This window comes from Kribbella sp. HUAS MG21 (assembly GCF_040254265.1).
Lineage (GTDB): Bacteria > Actinomycetota > Actinomycetes > Propionibacteriales > Kribbellaceae > Kribbella.
In genome coordinates, this window is the sequence record NZ_CP158165.1 from 2,250,303 (window position 1) to 2,265,739 (window position 15,437).

Sequence of the window (15,437 nt, forward strand, 5' to 3'; positions counted from 1 at the left end):
CCTACTTGAAGAACTGGATCATGCGGTCCGGGATCTCGACGGCAGTCTCACCGTCCGGGAGGTTCAGCGTCGCGAGCGCGTCCGGGTCGTCCACGACCCAGCCCTGCACGACCCAGCTTCCTCGGTCGGTCTTGTAGAGGGTGGGCGAGTTGGTCGGGTGAGACTCCGGGTCGCCGGCTACCAAGGTGAGCTTCATGTTGATTCCCCTGCTTCCGTCGTTGCGTTAGCTTGCTCTGTCGAGTCTGGGGTTACGCGTTGTTGCCTGTCAGCGATGTTGCGTGAAGTTGCTCAGAATGCCCGGTCAGATCGTCTGTTCGCTAAGGACCGGCCAGAGTGCCCGCTCGAACGACTCGAACCGGCTGTTTCTTGTCGGCAGGGTCTGCGGTCGCTCGGTGAGTGCTGCCTCGGTCCTGCGGTCTCGCCAGTCCGTCGCCGGACGCTGAAAGAGTGCGCCTGACGGATAGTCGGCAAGGTCCAGCGTGCGGACGTGCTTGAAGCCGCGGTTCTCGTAGTAGCGGTGGAGGCCGATGTTGTCGGTCCACACGTCGATGCGGACCCACCGGTTTCCGAGTTGGCCGGCGCGGTCGCATGCCCAGTCGATCACGTCATCACCGAGACCGGCGTACTTGCGTCGGACGATGAGCCGGTGCAGGTACATGGCCGGCTCGGCCTGCTCCTCGGGCGTCCAGAGCCGAGGATCGGAGAACGAATCGAGCGCGACCGTGGCGGCGGTGTCGCCGTTGTCGGAGCGGATCATCCATGTCTCACCGGCACGAATGCTGGACAGGATGCGCTCGGACTGAGCCTCGGGGTTCGGCCAGGCAACCGCCCACTGGTTAATGCCCCGCTTCGCAAGCCACTCGCTGGCCTCGGTCCGCATCGCAAGGATGACGGGCAGATCCTCGATCGTGGCTTGCTCGACGATCACGACGCCGCTCCGTTCTCGGGGTACGCCGTCAGGTCGCCCAGCTCGTAGACGACCCGGTTGCGGTCGCCAGCAAAGATCGTGAGCGTGAGGCGTAGCGGTCGCCTCTCGCTGTACGTCGTGCGGACGTAGACCAGCACGGGCGTGCCCTGGCCGAGTCCGAGCTTCCGGGCCTCGTCGGGGCGCGGCATGCGGGTTGTCAGCTCATCGACGTACCCGATTTCAGTGTGTCCCTTGGCGGCCATGGCTCGGATCACGCCACCGGGTACATCGTGCGGGGTGAGGAGTCCACACTCCTGCGAAATGTCCATCGGGTAGTAGCTTTCCTGCAGGCTGAACGGCTGCCCGTCGACAAAGCGAGAGATAGCACGAGACACGAGCGAATCGCCCTCGTCAACGCGCAGACGCGCCGCCAGCTCCGGAGTTGCCGGCTTGATGCGCATCTCGAAATCGCGGTACTCGCCTTTGCGGCCCTGGTCCCGCATCTCGGTGAAGAAGGCGTCCGACTGGTCGCTTGCGTGCCGGTCGCGGCTCTCCGCCCACGCCGCGTGGTAGGTGAGCATGACCTGCTCGCGAACGACCGTGCCCTTGCCCTGGGTGCTGCTGATCATGCCCTCGTTCTGGAGCACGCCGAGCGCGAGGCGAACGGTGTTGCGCGATACGTCGTACTGCTCGCGTAGCTCGACCTCGGTCGGCAGGCGGTCGCCGGCCTTGAACGCGCCAGAGCGGATCTGGTCGCGAAGGTCGCTCGCGATCCGCTGATACAGGGGGTCCGACTGGGCCATACCGCCTCCTCTCGAAGTTGTCCCAACAAATGGTGCCATTCTGCTTGACCTACCCATAATGCGTCCCTATGGTTGGTGATGTACCAAAGGTTGGTACAAGTCAGAGTGTAGTGGAGGACTTGCTATGGGTATGCCGCGCCGAGTGATGGTCCAGTTCGGACTTGCCTTCCCCTACGGGCTGTACGCCGTGGGTCCGGTGGAGCCGGAACTGGACTTCGAGCGGTCGTCGAAGGACCGCCCGGTGCAGGCTCGGGACAAGGAGACCGAGCAGCTCGTCTGGAAGGTCGAGGTCATGGACCCCGACCCGGACACCAAGAAGAACGACCGAACGTTCGTCGTGCGCCTGCTGGCCGACGTGCAGCCGGTCCTGCCGGAGTCGCTGCCGGGTTTGCCGTTCACGCCGATCCATCTCGAAGGCCTGACGGCTGCACCGTGGGTCGACACCCGCTCGTGCACCGGTCCGGAGGACGGCAAGGGTCATCGCTGCCGCGCTCGTCAGGGCTGGTCGTTCCGGGCGTCCGGCGTGACGGCTCCGAAGAACATGCCGGGCTCGGCGGGCCAGTCCCGGTCCGGGTCGAACGACAAGGCGGCCTGATCGTGGAGGCGCACAAGCTTCGCTCGATGACCGTGGATGTTGAGCCCGACACCGGTCTGACGCATCGCTTGCACACGACCGGTGGAGATGGCAGGCCTTGGGTCGTGCTGAAGGTCGGAGACCTGGGCGACGGCATGCGCCTGTACATCCATGATCTGGCCGTGCTGGATGCACTGGGTGACGTGATCGAGTGCGCTCGGCGGGATCTTGCCGGAGCGCTGGGACTACTCCCGAACGGTGATCCGTGCGCCTTCGTTGACGTGTTCGGGTCGATCGAGTGGAACGAGCACGACCACGACCGGTGCCTTGAGCAACTGCTGGACGAGCCGGTGCCGTTCGTGCCGGTCGTGGTCGCGGGCACCGAGTGGGAAGCCCACACGGACCCGACCGTCGAGGACAACCCGCTCGATGACGACGATTTCGGGGACGAGTCGGACGAGGGCGACGACTTCGACATGACCGATCGTCCGGGGGGCAGGATCCTGCGCGCAGAGGGCTGGTTCTGATGCAGCGCCGCGATCTGGACGCATGGGCGACTGCGCTCGGCGTGGGGAGTGACGATGCGGCGTTCGTGCAGCTCGTGCGGGTGGAGCGCATGGTGCAGGGAGAGCGCGAGGACTACTCGGCGGTGTGCGACCGGCTGCGGGGCCTGGACGTGCGGGGGCTCGCGGCGTTGGTGGTGGATCGGCTCGACTTCGTGCAGGAGGGCCTGTTCTGGGTGAAGCGTGACTTCCTGCTGCACGAGCGGGGGTTGTGACATGGCCGGCCGAGCGAAGGAACTCGACCGCTGGGCGCGCGTCCTGGGTGCCGGCAACGACACCGAAGCGCTGGCCGCGATCGTGCCGCTTCGGCAGCGGCTGGTCGACTCGGCGGCGCGGGTGCTGTGGGTCGACAAGTCGCTACGCCAGTGCCCGGACGGAGACCTCCGGGTTGCGGCCCGTCAGGCCGTGCAGGACGCGGTGAATCTCTGGTCGGCGGTCGCCGTTGTGGCACGGAAGTTCGAACTCCATCTGAGAGGAGACAGGTGATGGCTGGGCTGTTCGCGACACGGCGTGATCTGGACGCGTGGGCGGATGCGCTCGGGGTGGGCAACGACGAGGACGCCTCGGGCGAGCTCCACCGGTTGATGGGCCGTCTGCTGGATGCACAGGATCGGGTCCGGACGGTGGCCCGGTCGTTGTCGAAGGCCCCGAAGGACGACGTACGGGCGTCGCTGGCGACCGCGCTCGGTCGACTCGACCTGGCCGTCTTCGCAGTCGATCAGGCGCTGCGCGGGTTCGCCGTGCACGAGAGGGGCTGACGAGTCATGGCGATTGCGGGTAGGCGCCGGTTCCTGGATCAGTGGGCGCGGGCGTTGGGAGTGACGAACGACCTTGAGGCCATGGCGAAGCTCCGCGGCTTGATGAACGAGCTGGACGACGCCAGGAGCCAACTGCAGAAGACAACGCGGGTGCTGGCCGGCGTGCCGGACCCGGACGCGAACAGCGGGGCGACTGGCGCGATGACCGCCTTGGAACAGGCGTGGGGTCATCTGCTGGTCGTGGAACGCCGGTTCGCCAAGCACGAGAGAGGAGGCAAGTAGATGAGCAGCAAGATCAGGCAGGGCCGGAAGGCGTCCGGGGCCTTCCCGTTCGGGCGGATGTTGGCGTCGCAGTTGCGGCATCCCGGCGTCATGGTCCCCGCGGCTGGTGTGCCGGCGCTTGGTGTGTACGGCGAGACGCAGGGCTGGATGTGGCCGCTGATCGGTGCCGGCGTCCTGGTCGTGGTCCTGGCGGTGTGGGCGGTGTGCTGGCGGGTCTCGTTCCGCAATCAGGTCGTGTACCGGGTCAAGGCCTGGTATCGGCGGTGGTTCCGGTACGCGCCGCGCTGGTGGTTCTGGATGGGCCGTCTGGGCTTGTCGGTGACTGACGAGATGACCGGCTGGATTCTGCGGCCCCGCATCCTCAAGGTCCGCTCGACCGGCTGTATCGACTCGGTACTGCTGGATCTCCCGCTCGGGGTGCGCACCGATCAGGTGATGGAGGCTGTCCCGGATCTGCGGCACGCGGCCAAGGCTCGGCGCGTGGCGGTCCGGGAGCTGGAGCCGGGCCGGGTGTGGGTGGACTTCTTCACCGCCGACCCGCTGCGCAAGACCATCGCCCCTGCCCTGCACCCGGTACGGCTGAACGTGCGGGACCTGGACGGGCTCGTGCTCGGGTACTGCGAGGACGGTACGCCGTGGCGGTTGAAGGTCACCGATCGGCACATCTTCGTCTGCGGGGTCTCCGGTGCCGGCAAGTCGTCGGTGCTGTGGTCGCTGCTGTGGTCGCTCGCGCCGTACATCAAGGCCGGCCTGGTCGTCGTGCACGGCATCGACCCGAAGGGCGGCATGGAACTGGAGTTCGGGCGGGAACTGTTCGACCGGTACGAGGCCGACGACTACGAAGCCATGGCCCGGATGCTGGAGGAGGACGCGGACTACCTCGATGACCGCACAAAACTGCTGCGCGGCAAGGCGCGCAAGTTCACCGCCTCGCGGGAAACCCCGTTCGTGCTGATCGTCATCGACGAGTTGATGCAGCTCACCGTTCTGCTGCCCGGCACGAAGGGCCGCCAACTGTCCGCCCGGATCGACGTGGCGCTCGGTCGGCTGCTCGGCAAGGGCCGCGCACCCGGGTTTTCGGTATTCGCAACCTCGCTACTCGTCACCAAGGACGTAGTGACCTGGCGCGAGCTGTTCTCGGTCAAGATCGCGATGCGCCTCGACAATGAGGCACAGGTCGAAATGGCGCTTGGTGAGGGCGCGCGGGATCTCGGGGCCGAGTGCGACCGCATCCCCGAATCTCTACCCGGTGTCGCCTACGTCCTCCAAGAGGGCAAGCGAGAGCCAGTACGGGTCCGGGCCGCATACGTCAGCGACGACGCGATCCGCCACATGGCAACCACGTTCAGCCCGCACGGCGTGATCGAGCCGACCGACCGCGACAGCGTGACCCTGATCAACCCGAACACCGTTGACGGCGAAGTGGTCGAGAGCGGTGAAGCCGCATGACCACCAAGGCGCAGGTCGCCGGCCAACTCGCCCTTCCACTCACCCCCGAACTGCCACTGCCGATGCGGGTCACCGTCAACCAATGGATCACTCGCGGCTGGCGAGACCGGGCGGCCTGCCTCGGCAGCACCGATCCCGCGCTCACCAGCGAGGAACCCAGCATCGGGGAACAGACGGCGGCAGCACAGACCATCTGCGCGGCTTGCCCGGTCCGCCGTTCCTGCCTCGCCTCGGCCCTGCTGAACGACGAACAGGGCGTCTGGGGCGGAACGACCGACAGCGACCGAACCGCGATCACCACCAAGCTCGCCGGCCTCTCGGCGTACTGGGCTCGAATCGCACCGTGGGCACTCCCCGCCGCCTGCCGGACCGAGTGGACACCCGGCCCGGACGCGCTCGACCCCACCCAGCCGCTACCGATCAACCGCGACGAGGACATGCAAAGGCCGGCGGCATGAGCATCCAGCTCCGGCTGTCCGGCGACCCCGAAGAGATCGAAGTCATGGTCAAGGTCCTTGCCGTGGTGTTCCAGCTAGACGGCTCCGGACGGCTCCACACCAACCGCGGAACGGAAGGCGTCCGCTGTTACCTCACCGCCCGAATCCCCGACAAGTACGACCGATCCGAGCCGACGACGCCGGATCAGCACCGGTAAGGAGGTGGTCCAGATGACCAACACCACAACCCACGGCAGGATCACGCTGGACCGCTTCCCGCTGGACGTCGTACAAGACCTCGCAATCACCAACGGTGTCTGCGTCCGACCGATCCTGAACCGCGTTGTCGACACCGAGACCGGCACCGAGCGCATCGTCGGCGTCTCGTGCGGGTCGACGCTGGTCAGCAAGTGCCCGCCGTGCGCTGAGGCGAACCGGCGACTGCGGATGCAGCAGTGCCGCGAAGGCTGGCACCGAGACACCGAACTCGAACCCACCGACGAGGACCAGCTCGAGGACGAGGACCAGGCCGAACCCGAGGACACCGGCGCGGAGGAGGAGTCCGCTCGCCGCGTCCGCTCGACCCGTCGACGCCAAGACGCCCCGGACCTCCCCCGGGTGCCGATGGACAAGCGCACGGTCGGTACAACGTTCCGAGCACCGAACGGCAAGACCTACCGCCCGTCGATGTTCCTCACCCTCACGCTCGACTCGTACGGCGCAACGCACCGTCTCCCGTACCGCGTCGGCGGCAAGCTCACACCGTGCTCGTGCGGCGTCCACCACAGCCCGAACTCGCCCGTGCTGTCGACGCCGGTCGACCCGTCGACGTACGACTACCGCCGCGCCGCGCTCGACGCGCTGCACTTCTCCAAGGGCGTCGACCGGTTCGTCCAGAACCTCCGCCGCTGCGCCGGCTACAAGGCCCAGTACTTCGCCGTGGTCGAGCCACAGAAACGCCTCGCGCCACACCTGCACATGGCCGTCCGGGGCACGGTCCCGCGCGAGCTCGTCCGCCAGGTCGCCGCCGCGACCTACCACCAACTGTGGTGGCCAGAGCACGAGACGCCCGTCTACGGCGCTCAGACGGGTCGCGACCTGCCCATCTGGGACGAGGACACGGAACGCTTCATCGACCCCGCTACGGGCGTCCTGCTGCCGACCTGGGACCAAGCCCTGGACGACCTGGCCGCCGACCCCGCCGCGCAACCCGCGCACGTCGTCCGGTTCGGTCGGCAGGTCGATTACAAGGGCATCGTCGCGGACTCCGAAACCAAGGTCGGCAAGGCAATCGGCTACTTGACCAAGTACCTCGGCAAGGCGATCGGGGAAACCTACGGCGACGATCCCGCCGAGCTGCACCCAGCCCAGCTCGACCACCTCAACCGGCTCCACGAGCACGTCAAGATCCTGCCCTGCTCGCCGGCCTGCGCGAACTGGCTCCTGTACGGGATCACCCCGAAAGACGCGGACGGCAAGGTCGTACCCGGCGAATGCGACGGCAAGGCCCACGACCGCGAACACCTCGGCCTCGGCGGTCGCCGCGTGCTCGTCTCCCGCCAGTGGACCGGCAAGACCCTCACCGACCACCGCGCCGACCGAGCCGAAGTCATCCGGCAGACCCTGGCCGCTGCCGGCGTCGAGATGGACGACCAAACCGCGCTGTCCGTCACCCAGACCACCAGCGACGACGAACAGCCGCGGTTCATCTGGACACCCGTCCGCCCCGGCGACGAAGACGCACCCACACAGAAGGAAGTCCTGGCCTACAGCATCACCAAACGCATCCGCTGGCGCGAGCAATACGAGCAAGCCAAACAACGCGCCCGCGACGGCACAGGACCGCCGAGCGACACCAATTCGGCAACTGACACGAACGACGCCGCGACTGCGGCCTAGCCAACTGGGGACTACCAATGCAAGACGATTCGCGCCTGCTCAAGGTCGAGGAAGTGGCCGAGCACCTGAACGTTTCCCGGTGGACCGTCTACCGGCTGATCAAGGAACGCGAGCTGACCAGCGTCAAGGTCCGCAACGGTCGACGGGTGCCGATGCAGTCCATCCGGGCGTACGTCGCCGGCCTGATCGAGGACGCCGCCTGATGACCACGATTGCGTTCATGGAGCCTGAGGAACCCGAGGAGCCGAAGAAGGCCAAGCCGACCGCCAAACCCAAGCCCAAGGCAACGAAGGGCCAGACCGGGAAGCGGAACGTCAACGGTGAGGGCAGCATCCGTGAGAGGTCGGACGGGCGCTGGGAAGGTCGGGCGTACGTCATCACCACTGACGGGCGAGAGGTCCGCCGAAGCGTCTACGGCAAGTCCTGGGAGGAGGTACACGAGAAGCTGACCAAGATGCAGGCGGACACCATGTCCGGCAAGCGTGTGGCGTCGACCTCGCAGACGGTCGGTGAGTACCTGGAGTACTGGCTCCACGAGCACGCCCGTCACCGAGTGCGGGACACTACGTACGCGAGTTATCGGTGGCTGGTCGACAAGTACCTCGTACCGCTGTTCGGCAAAAAGAAGCTGACCGCGCTGCGTCCGGCTGACATTCGGCGCGGCTTCTTCCAGCTCAAGCAGACCTGCCAGTGCTGCGCGAAGGGCAAGGACCAGGCCCGCGAGGACCGGGCCAAGAAGCTCCGCGCCGCGCGCGCCGGCAAGGCTCCGAGGAAGAACGCTCGACCGATCGAGGGAGCACGCTGCTGCGCCAAGGCTCCGCGTGAGTGCTGCCGGGATGTGGTCTCGGACGGCACCGTGCGCTACCTGCATCGGGTCCTCCGCGCCGCACTTCAGGACGCGGTGACCGAGGACGAGATCCTGACCGAGAATGTCGCCAAGAAGCTGCGGATGGACCACAAGTACAGGCCGACCTTTAAGGCGTGGAAGGCAGACGACGCGACGCAGTTCCTCGGGGCGATCCGTGGTGACCGGCTGTATGCGCTCTACGCCGTCGCACTCTCGCTCGGCCTGCGCCGTGGGGAAGCATTGGGGCTCCGGTGGTGGGACCTGGACCTGACAAACGGCGTGATCCGTGTCGAGCACGGGTTGCACCGCGTCGACGGTGAACTCCAACTCGGCCAGGTCAAGACGGACGGCTCCGCTCGGGAGATTCCGGTGCCGAAGTCATTGCTGCCGGTCCTGCTCGCCCACCGGAAGGCGCAAGAAGCCGAGCGCGCCGGCCACCTGGCGGAGCTGGCCGGACCTGACAAAAGGAAGGAGAGATCCGAGGCGCTGAAGGCTTGGGACAAGGGGTACGTGTTCACAACCACGCTCGGTACGCCGATCGAGCCGCGCAATGTGAACCGCCACTTCGATGCACTCTGCGCCAAGGCCGGCGTACGGCGAATCCGGTTTCACGACCTGCGGCACTCGTGCGCGTCATTGCTGTGGAGTCAGGGTGTGCCGCTTGAGCAGATTCAGGACATCCTCGGTCACGCTGACCCCCGCACTACGAAGGTGATCTACGTCGACGTGGCCGAGGAGTTGCAGCGCGACGCGGTGGACAAGCTCGGGTTCCTGTTTGAGGACCCGGAGGACTGACGTTGGGGTCAACCGTGGGGGTCAAGAGGGCGGCGAGCAGGACAGCCGCCCTCTCCGCTGTTTACTCTGAACGGACGAATGCCCAGGTCAGCGACCCGTACATAGTCAAGTTGAGCTGGCGCGCTCGGAGGGATTCGAACCCCCAACCTTCTGATCCGTAGTCAGATGCTCTATCCGTTGAGCTACGAGCGCTGGACAACGTCGAGTAACGATACATGGAGGGGGCCGGTGGATGCCAATCGGCTCCCTGGGGGCGGTACGGCGGGGTGTCGGCGGTGCGCCGTACCGGTAGGAACGCGGGTGCGGCTCTACGATCCGGCGCATGGGAATCGAGGACTTGCTGGGTGGGCGGGATCTGGGGGACGTGAAGAAGGCCGTCGGGTTCGTGATGGAGAACTCGGACGACTTCGAGAAGGTCCTGAAGCTGGTGCGCGGGCTGCCGGACGACGCGGTCGGGTTGGTCGGGAAGTTGCCGGAGCTGTTGAAGACGATCGGGTCCGGGCTGGCGGAAGCCGGTGAGCAGGCGGCCAAGGCGGCGGGTGCGCTCGTCGGCGAGGACGGCGAGGGCGGGGCGCGGAAGGCGCTGACCGGGAGTGCCGGGACGATGAACGCGGCCAAGGACAAGCTGCACGACGCGGCCGGGATGCTCGCCGGGCTCGCGGGTGAGCTGGACAAGATTCCCGGGATCGGCGACGCCGCGGCGAAGAAGCTGAACGACGGCAGCGGGCAGATCGGCGGCGTCGCGACCGAGATCGAGAGCCTGGCCGGCAACCTGCAGGACCTGTCCGGGATCCTCGCCACCGTCGGCGACGCGCTCAAGGGCCTCGGCACCAAGCTCACCGAATCCGGCGGCTCGGTGCAGACCCTGCTCAACTGACCACCACTCCTGGTATGTCGTGGAACCCGGCGCGGGCCTCGCGCGTCCAAGGCGGGGTGCCTGACGGGTGAGGGAGGACCTTCGGGTGGTTAGGGTCGCGGGCATGGCTAGTCGGCTGGTGCGCGGTACGGCGATCGGGTGCGGTGTGGCCGCGCTGGTCGGAGGCGGGGTCGGGTTCGCGGTCGGTGAGCCGGTGACGCCGGACGACCTCGTACCGGCCCGCGCGCTGCCGAAGGACCTGTGCGCCCGGATCGGGGACGTCTCGAGCCTGTTGCCCAAGGCATCGGGTGGCCCGGTGACGATGACCCAGGGCGGCAGTACGGCGGTCACCTGCCAGGCGGGCAGCTCGCGCGCGAAGGTGCGGGCGTACACGTCGGCGAGCGTGAAGGTCACTGTCACGGCGTACGGCGGACGCGACGCGGGCGCGGGCAACCCGCCGTTCACGCCGGAGCAGATGGCGAAGCGGACATTCGGCCGGTCGCCGTGGAAGGCGGTCGAGCAGGACCGCCCGTACCCGACCAAGGTCAGCCGGTCCGAGAGCGGACTGGCCGGCGAGTCGTGGACTGTGCACGCGCTGGTGCAGCGCGCGGACGTCGTCGTACTGGTGGACTACACGGCCAGCCCGATCGAGGCGGACAGCGCGCAGCGGGCCGCGCTGGCCCTCGCGGACCGCGCCATCTGGGAGAGCAAGTGAGCGACGGCGCACCGGAGATCCCCGGGTACCAGTTCGACCAGAAGATCCTGCAGCACCCGCTGGCCGAGTTGTGGCACGGCCGCACGTTCACCGGGATGGAGGTCGTGGCGCTCGTCCTCAGCGAGGACGGCGCGCGGAACCAGACGGTCGTCGACCGGCTCGCCGGCGCGAGCCGCGACGCCGCGCTCGTCCCCGGCCGCCAGGAGACCCCGCTGTGGGCGGCCAACTTCAACTCCGCCCGCCCGTACGCGATCACCCAGCTCGTCCCCGGCCAGACCGGCGCCGAGCGCCTGGTCGACCCGCTCGACGGCATCGTCGGCAACGACGAGGAAGCGCTGCGGATCATCCGTGACCAGCTCAGCCGGTACGGCGGGACGCCGCCGACTCTCCCACCCGGCGACACCACACAGCAGAGCGCCCGGCAGCAGGACATCCCGTCGTACGTCGACCACCCCGAGCCCGCCGCGCAGCCTCAGGACGCCCCGGCGCCGCAGTCGAAGATCGAGGTCGCGCGGCAGTACCGGCACAAGATCGGCGCCTGGATCTACGCCGTCGTCGCCGTCGTCGTGCTGATCGTGTTCAGCATCTGCTACTCGATCGGCACCGCGATCGGCGGCCTTACCAAGGACGAGACCACCGAGGCCGCCCCGGCGCCGGCCGTCAGTCCGGCGGCGTACCCGTCAGCGGTCATGATCCCGCCGATCGAGCGCGTCACGACCGCACCGTACAAGCGCCCGACCGGATCGGCCGGGGTCTTCGGCGCCGTCTACCCGGCGAACGCCGACGTCCAGGTGGTCACGAACGCCGAGCTGCCGTTCGCGATCGGCTGGCCACGGCCGCCGCAGGTGGACTTCCTGGGTGAGTCGTCGCAGCTGATCCTGCGCCGGATCGTGACGATGACCGAGCACGACCCGGGCGGCCTGCGGAACGCGTTCCGCGCGCAGCTCGCGCTGCACCCGTGCGCGAGCCTGGCGAAGTGTCTGGCGGACCGGCCGGCCTTCGACCAGCAGTGGACGAAGATCTACAAGACGACCGCCCCGGCCGTCGCGAAGGACGCGCGGACCTGGCTGACGGTGTCGACGAAGGCGCCGTACACGATCACGATGACCCGCGCCTTCCAGAGCGGCGGCCAGTGGTGGCTGGTCGGGGTGATGGCCTACGGTCAGCCCGGTGAGGCCGCGGACATCCAGCGGCTCGTCAACGACATCTGGTGGCAGACCAGCTGAACACCGGAAATTCTCCTGGGAGCGGCCCGCGCGACAACGCGGGCCGTTCTCTTTTTCACAAGCGGCACCGGAAAGCGATTGTCGCGAAATCTTTGTGACCGGGTTCACGTCCAGGCGGTTCTCAGACCCCCGCCGGGTCGCGTACGGTTAGTACCACTTGCACACTGGTATGTATCCACTGGATTGACTGGTATGCGACAGATCACACCGCCAGCCAGCTTTGTCGAACCGCCGGAGACCCCGGCGGCCGTCGCCGTACCGCCTTTCAGCGTCGAGGGGCCGGGATGAGCGCCGGACCCGACCAGCCGAGAGGGAATGAGCCGCGAATGACGACCACCGCCAGCCCGACCCATACCGAAGCCGACTCCCGAGCCGACGCCCCGGACTCCCTCGAGGACCGCACGTACGACCTGAGCGACGCCCCGACCGCGCACGCCGGCCTGCTGCGGTGGGTCGCCGAGGTCGCCGCGCTCACCCAGCCGGACCGGATCCACTGGGTCGACGGCTCCGACGCGGAGTACGCGAAGCTGACGGACGAACTGATCGCGGCCGGCACCATGGTCCGGCTGAACGACGAGAAGAAGCCGAACTCGTTCTGGGTCCGCACCGACCCGTCGGACGTCGCGCGCGTCGAGCAGCGAACGTTCATCTGCTCGGTCGACGAGAAGGACGCGGGTCCGACCAACAACTGGGTCGCGCCGGCCGAGATGAAGGCGACGCTCACCGAGCTGTACCGGGGCAGCATGCGCGGCCGGACGATGTACGTCGTCCCGTTCTGCATGGGCCCGCTGACCGCCGAGAAGCCGATGTTCGGCGTCGAGATCACCGACTCGGCGTACGTCGTCGCGTCGATGCGGATCATGTGCCGCACCGGTGCCGAGGTGCTCGAGAAGCTCGGCACCGATGCGCCGTACGTGCCCTGCCTGCACTCGGTCGGCGCGCCGCTCGCGCCGGGCCAGCAGGACGTGCCGTGGCCGTGCAACGAGGAGAAGTACATCGTCCAGTTCCCCGAGGAGCGGGCGATCTGGTCGTACGGCTCCGGGTACGGCGGCAACTCGCTGCTCGGCAAGAAGTGCTACTCGCTGCGGATCGCGAGCGCGATGGCCCGCGACGAGGGCTGGCTGGCCGAGCACATGCTGATCCTGAAGCTGATCTCGCCGGAGAAGAAGGTGCACTACATCGCCGCCGCGTTCCCGAGCGCCTGCGGCAAGACCAACCTGGCGATGCTCGACCCGACCCTGGAGGGCTGGGAGGTCGAGACGCTCGGCGACGACATCGCCTGGATGCGGTTCGGCAAGGACGGCCGGCTGTACGCCGTGAACCCGGAGTTCGGGCTGTTCGGCGTCGCGCCGGGCACCGGCTGGAAGACGAACCCGAACGCGATGCGCACCATCGAGAAGGGCAACTCGGTCTTCACCAACGTCGCGCTGACCGATGACGGCGACGTCTGGTGGGAGGGCTACTCGCCGACCCCGCCGGACCACCTGACCGACTGGAAGGGCCGCGAGTGGACGCCGGCCTCGGGCGAGCTGTCCAGCCACCCGAACAGCCGGTTCTGCACCCCGATCAAGCAGTGCCCGATCATCGCCGACGAGTACGACGACCCGAACGGCGTGCCGATCTCCGCGATCATCTTCGGCGGCCGCCGCGCCACCACGGTCCCGCTGGTGACCGAGTCGCGGGACTGGGCGCACGGCGTGTTCATGGGCGCCACGCTGTCCTCGGAGACGACCGCGGCGGCCGTCGGCCAGGTGGGCGTCGTACGGCGGGACCCGATGGCGATGCTGCCGTTCCTCGGGTACGACGCGGGGCAGTACTTCGACCACTGGCTGACCGTCGGCAAGGAGCACGACGCGGCGCAGCTGCCGAAGATCTTCTATGTGAACTGGTTCCGCAAGGACGCGGCGGGCAAGTTCGTCTGGCCGGGCTTCGGTGAGAACAGCCGGGTGCTCAAGTGGGTCGTCGAGCGGATCGAGGGCCAGGCGGACGCCGTCGAGACCCCGATCGGCCAGGTGCCGACGCCCGACGCGCTCGACGTGAGCGGGCTGGACATGACCGCCGACGACCTGCGGATCGCGCTCGACGTCGACGCCGAGGAGTGGAAGGCCGAGATCCCGCTGATCGAGGAGTGGTTCGCCAAGCTCGGCGACACCGTCCCGGCGGCGCTGAAGGTCGAGCTCGACCACCTGAAGGCCCGGCTGGGCTGACGACCTCCGGCCGCCGATTCGGAAGCCGGCGGCCGGACTGCGAGCGCGGCGCCCTGGATCACCCTCCGGGGCGCCGCGCTGTGCTGGCCGCGAGGACCTGGCGGACCTCGTCGTCGTCGACCGGGGAGAAATCCCGGTACGCCTGGCCGACCGCGCTGAAGTACTGCGGGATCCACGCGCACACGACCTGGTCGGCGACCCGGGACAGGCGCCGGCAGCTCTCCATCCCGCCCACGGGTACGGCGACCACCACGCGCGCCGGTCGAAGGCGTCGTACCGCTTCCACCGCGGCGCGCATCGTCGCGCCGGTCGCGAGACCGTCGTCGACCAGGATCACCACGCGGTCCCGGACGTCGATCGGCGGGCGGTCGCCGCGGTACGCCTGCTCGCGCCGGCGGAGTTCGCGGACCTCCTCCTGGCGGACGGACTCGATCGTCTCCGGGTCGACGCCGGCCGCCACCGGTTCGTTGCGGACGACATGCAGTTCGTCGCCGACGCCGGCGACCGCGCCCATCGCGAGTTCCGGCTGGCCCGGCAGGCCGAGCTTGCGGACGATCAGGACGTCGAGCTCGGCGTCCAGGGCGGACGCCACCGCGGCCGCGACGGGTACGCCGCCACGCGCCAGTCCGAGGACCAGGACAGATCCGTCGACCTGGCCGAGCTCCTCGGCCAAGGCCTCACCGGCGGCCGCCCGATCCGGGTACGGCCTCCTCATGGCCCCATGATCCACCGTTCGGCGGCCACAGGCGAGGAATCAGTGCCGGTGCGGCACGCTGACCCGGTCGGCGGGGACGCGGACGGTCTGCTCGCACCCGGTGCGGTCCACGAACTGCACGAGGGCGACCCAGCCGTCGGCGCAGTGCAACCGGCCGATCAGCCAGGCGGGCGACCAGCCGTCGTCCAGCCGGACGAGTACGTGCGCGGGCGGTTCGAGGCCCAGGATGATCCGGGGATCGGTACCCGGCAGTCCGAGAGCGGTCATCGTCGTCACCTCTCGCGAAGGAGCCCGCTCCTCACCGTGTCCGCCGCACCCCGGGCACTGGTCCGGGTACCCAGGAAATGTTGCGGACTCGGCACCGTGCCGTCACGGGATCGACCCGATCTGTGATGGGTACGTTG

21 protein-coding genes and 1 tRNA gene are annotated in these 15,437 nt (G+C 68.2%); 16 read left to right on the forward strand and 6 right to left on the reverse strand.

From position 1 onward, the window contains the following. Position 1: 1 nt before the first annotated feature. From ABN611_RS10795 to ABN611_RS10805, 3 genes are all read right to left on the reverse strand, one after another. Positions 2-196, reverse strand: coding sequence for a hypothetical protein (locus ABN611_RS10795; RefSeq protein ID WP_132149665.1), 195 nt, complete (start codon positions 194-196; stop codon positions 2-4). Between the two features lie 105 nt (positions 197-301). Further along, entirely contained in the window at positions 302-928 is a 627-nt protein-coding gene (locus ABN611_RS10800) for a GNAT family N-acetyltransferase (RefSeq protein ID WP_350279685.1), read from the reverse strand. Beyond that, on the reverse strand, positions 925-1,710 hold the full coding sequence (locus tag ABN611_RS10805) for a GntR family transcriptional regulator (RefSeq protein WP_350279686.1): 786 nt from the start codon (positions 1,708-1,710) through the stop codon (positions 925-927). Before ABN611_RS10805 ends, ABN611_RS10800 begins: the two co-directional genes overlap by 4 nt. 124 nt (positions 1,711-1,834) lie before the next feature. Between ABN611_RS10805 and ABN611_RS10810 the strand changes: the two genes are divergently transcribed. From ABN611_RS10810 to ABN611_RS10865, 12 genes are all read left to right on the forward strand, one after another. Further along, entirely contained in the window at positions 1,835-2,305 is a 471-nt protein-coding gene (locus ABN611_RS10810; RefSeq protein WP_350279687.1) for a plasmid replication, integration and excision activator, read from the forward strand. 2 nt (positions 2,306-2,307) lie between these two features. Next, a complete protein-coding gene (locus tag ABN611_RS10815) occupies positions 2,308-2,811 on the forward strand; it encodes a hypothetical protein (protein ID WP_350279688.1) in 504 nt (167 codons plus the stop codon). Continuing rightward, positions 2,811-3,062: a hypothetical protein gene (locus ABN611_RS10820; RefSeq protein ID WP_350279689.1), complete on the forward strand. Its 252-nt coding sequence runs from the start codon at positions 2,811-2,813 to the stop codon at positions 3,060-3,062. The genes ABN611_RS10815 and ABN611_RS10820 overlap by 1 nt, the downstream gene beginning before the upstream one ends. 1 nt (position 3,063) lies before the next feature. Next, on the forward strand, positions 3,064-3,333 hold the full coding sequence (locus tag ABN611_RS10825; protein WP_350279690.1) for a hypothetical protein: 270 nt from the start codon (positions 3,064-3,066) through the stop codon (positions 3,331-3,333). Further along, positions 3,333-3,605 carry a hypothetical protein gene (locus tag ABN611_RS10830; RefSeq protein ID WP_350279691.1) on the forward strand — a complete coding sequence of 91 codons (273 nt, stop codon included), beginning with the start codon at positions 3,333-3,335 and terminating at the stop codon, positions 3,603-3,605. The genes ABN611_RS10825 and ABN611_RS10830 overlap by 1 nt, the downstream gene beginning before the upstream one ends. 81 nt (positions 3,606-3,686) lie before the next feature. Next, a complete protein-coding gene (locus tag ABN611_RS10835; protein WP_350279692.1) occupies positions 3,687-3,887 on the forward strand; it encodes a hypothetical protein in 201 nt (66 codons plus the stop codon). Continuing rightward, positions 3,888-5,336, forward strand: a complete 1,449-nt coding sequence (locus ABN611_RS10840) for an FtsK/SpoIIIE domain-containing protein (RefSeq protein ID WP_350279693.1) — start codon at positions 3,888-3,890, stop codon at positions 5,334-5,336. Beyond that, entirely contained in the window at positions 5,333-5,794 is a 462-nt protein-coding gene (locus tag ABN611_RS10845) for a WhiB family transcriptional regulator (RefSeq protein ID WP_350279694.1), read from the forward strand. The genes ABN611_RS10840 and ABN611_RS10845 overlap by 4 nt, the downstream gene beginning before the upstream one ends. After that, complete coding sequence (locus ABN611_RS10850; protein ID WP_350279695.1) at positions 5,791-5,991, forward strand: hypothetical protein; 201 nt, start codon at positions 5,791-5,793, stop codon at positions 5,989-5,991. Before ABN611_RS10845 ends, ABN611_RS10850 begins: the two co-directional genes overlap by 4 nt. A 13-nt stretch (positions 5,992-6,004) precedes the next feature. Beyond that, entirely contained in the window at positions 6,005-7,672 is a 1,668-nt protein-coding gene (locus tag ABN611_RS10855; protein WP_350279696.1) for a replication initiator, read from the forward strand. A gap of 17 nt (positions 7,673-7,689) precedes the next feature. Next, entirely contained in the window at positions 7,690-7,875 is a 186-nt protein-coding gene (locus tag ABN611_RS10860) for a helix-turn-helix domain-containing protein (protein ID WP_350279697.1), read from the forward strand. Continuing rightward, the gene (locus ABN611_RS10865) at positions 7,875-9,314 is read left to right on the forward strand and encodes a site-specific integrase (protein WP_350279698.1); all 1,440 of its coding nucleotides are present in this window, start codon (positions 7,875-7,877) and stop codon (positions 9,312-9,314) included. The genes ABN611_RS10860 and ABN611_RS10865 overlap by 1 nt, the downstream gene beginning before the upstream one ends. A gap of 116 nt (positions 9,315-9,430) precedes the next feature. Here ABN611_RS10865 and ABN611_RS10870 read toward each other — a convergent pair. Beyond that, positions 9,431-9,506, reverse strand: a tRNA-Arg gene (locus ABN611_RS10870). Between the two features lie 130 nt (positions 9,507-9,636). On the opposite strand from ABN611_RS10870, the gene ABN611_RS10875 reads away from it, so the two are divergent. From ABN611_RS10875 to ABN611_RS10890, 4 genes are all read left to right on the forward strand, one after another. Continuing rightward, the gene (locus ABN611_RS10875) at positions 9,637-10,191 is read left to right on the forward strand and encodes a hypothetical protein (RefSeq protein WP_350279699.1); all 555 of its coding nucleotides are present in this window, start codon (positions 9,637-9,639) and stop codon (positions 10,189-10,191) included. Positions 10,192-10,294: 103 nt separating this feature from the next. Then, the gene (locus ABN611_RS10880; protein WP_350279700.1) at positions 10,295-10,885 is read left to right on the forward strand and encodes a hypothetical protein; all 591 of its coding nucleotides are present in this window, start codon (positions 10,295-10,297) and stop codon (positions 10,883-10,885) included. Beyond that, on the forward strand, positions 10,882-12,111 hold the full coding sequence (locus ABN611_RS10885; RefSeq protein WP_350279701.1) for a hypothetical protein: 1,230 nt from the start codon (positions 10,882-10,884) through the stop codon (positions 12,109-12,111). The genes ABN611_RS10880 and ABN611_RS10885 overlap by 4 nt, the downstream gene beginning before the upstream one ends. Positions 12,112-12,437: 326 nt before the next feature. Continuing rightward, positions 12,438-14,318: a phosphoenolpyruvate carboxykinase (GTP) gene (locus ABN611_RS10890; protein ID WP_350279702.1), complete on the forward strand. Its 1,881-nt coding sequence runs from the start codon at positions 12,438-12,440 to the stop codon at positions 14,316-14,318. Between the two features lie 58 nt (positions 14,319-14,376). Here the strand turns inward: ABN611_RS10890 and ABN611_RS10895 are convergent, their stop codons facing one another. Next, complete coding sequence (locus ABN611_RS10895; RefSeq protein WP_350279703.1) at positions 14,377-15,033, reverse strand: phosphoribosyltransferase family protein; 657 nt, start codon at positions 15,031-15,033, stop codon at positions 14,377-14,379. Between the two features lie 39 nt (positions 15,034-15,072). After that, positions 15,073-15,300, reverse strand: a complete 228-nt coding sequence (locus tag ABN611_RS10900) for a hypothetical protein (protein WP_350279704.1) — start codon at positions 15,298-15,300, stop codon at positions 15,073-15,075. Positions 15,301-15,437 lie beyond the last annotated feature (137 nt).

What these genes read in the sequence shown, in the direction of transcription:
- ABN611_RS10795 (WP_132149665.1), bottom strand. Translation starts at nt 196, where the DNA reads ATGAAGCTCACCTTGGTAGCCGGCGACCCGGAGTCTCACCCGACCAAC.
- ABN611_RS10805 (WP_350279686.1), bottom strand. Translation starts at nt 1,710, where the DNA reads ATGGCCCAGTCGGACCCCCTGTATCAGCGGATCGCGAGCGACCTTCGC.
- ABN611_RS10810 (WP_350279687.1), top strand. Translation starts at nt 1,835, where the DNA reads ATGGGTATGCCGCGCCGAGTGATGGTCCAGTTCGGACTTGCCTTCCCC.
- ABN611_RS10820 (WP_350279689.1), top strand. Translation starts at nt 2,811, where the DNA reads ATGCAGCGCCGCGATCTGGACGCATGGGCGACTGCGCTCGGCGTGGGG.
- ABN611_RS10825 (WP_350279690.1), top strand. Translation starts at nt 3,064, where the DNA reads ATGGCCGGCCGAGCGAAGGAACTCGACCGCTGGGCGCGCGTCCTGGGT.
- ABN611_RS10830 (WP_350279691.1), top strand. Translation starts at nt 3,333, where the DNA reads ATGGCTGGGCTGTTCGCGACACGGCGTGATCTGGACGCGTGGGCGGAT.
- ABN611_RS10835 (WP_350279692.1), top strand. Translation starts at nt 3,687, where the DNA reads ATGGCGAAGCTCCGCGGCTTGATGAACGAGCTGGACGACGCCAGGAGC.
- ABN611_RS10840 (WP_350279693.1), top strand. Translation starts at nt 3,888, where the DNA reads ATGAGCAGCAAGATCAGGCAGGGCCGGAAGGCGTCCGGGGCCTTCCCG.
- ABN611_RS10845 (WP_350279694.1), top strand. Translation starts at nt 5,333, where the DNA reads ATGACCACCAAGGCGCAGGTCGCCGGCCAACTCGCCCTTCCACTCACC.
- ABN611_RS10850 (WP_350279695.1), top strand. Translation starts at nt 5,791, where the DNA reads ATGAGCATCCAGCTCCGGCTGTCCGGCGACCCCGAAGAGATCGAAGTC.
- ABN611_RS10855 (WP_350279696.1), top strand. Translation starts at nt 6,005, where the DNA reads ATGACCAACACCACAACCCACGGCAGGATCACGCTGGACCGCTTCCCG.
- ABN611_RS10860 (WP_350279697.1), top strand. Translation starts at nt 7,690, where the DNA reads ATGCAAGACGATTCGCGCCTGCTCAAGGTCGAGGAAGTGGCCGAGCAC.
- ABN611_RS10865 (WP_350279698.1), top strand. Translation starts at nt 7,875, where the DNA reads ATGACCACGATTGCGTTCATGGAGCCTGAGGAACCCGAGGAGCCGAAG.
- ABN611_RS10875 (WP_350279699.1), top strand. Translation starts at nt 9,637, where the DNA reads ATGGGAATCGAGGACTTGCTGGGTGGGCGGGATCTGGGGGACGTGAAG.
- ABN611_RS10880 (WP_350279700.1), top strand. Translation starts at nt 10,295, where the DNA reads ATGGCTAGTCGGCTGGTGCGCGGTACGGCGATCGGGTGCGGTGTGGCC.
- ABN611_RS10890 (WP_350279702.1), top strand. Translation starts at nt 12,438, where the DNA reads ATGACGACCACCGCCAGCCCGACCCATACCGAAGCCGACTCCCGAGCC.
- ABN611_RS10895 (WP_350279703.1), bottom strand. Translation starts at nt 15,033, where the DNA reads ATGAGGAGGCCGTACCCGGATCGGGCGGCCGCCGGTGAGGCCTTGGCC.
- ABN611_RS10900 (WP_350279704.1), bottom strand. Translation starts at nt 15,300, where the DNA reads ATGACCGCTCTCGGACTGCCGGGTACCGATCCCCGGATCATCCTGGGC.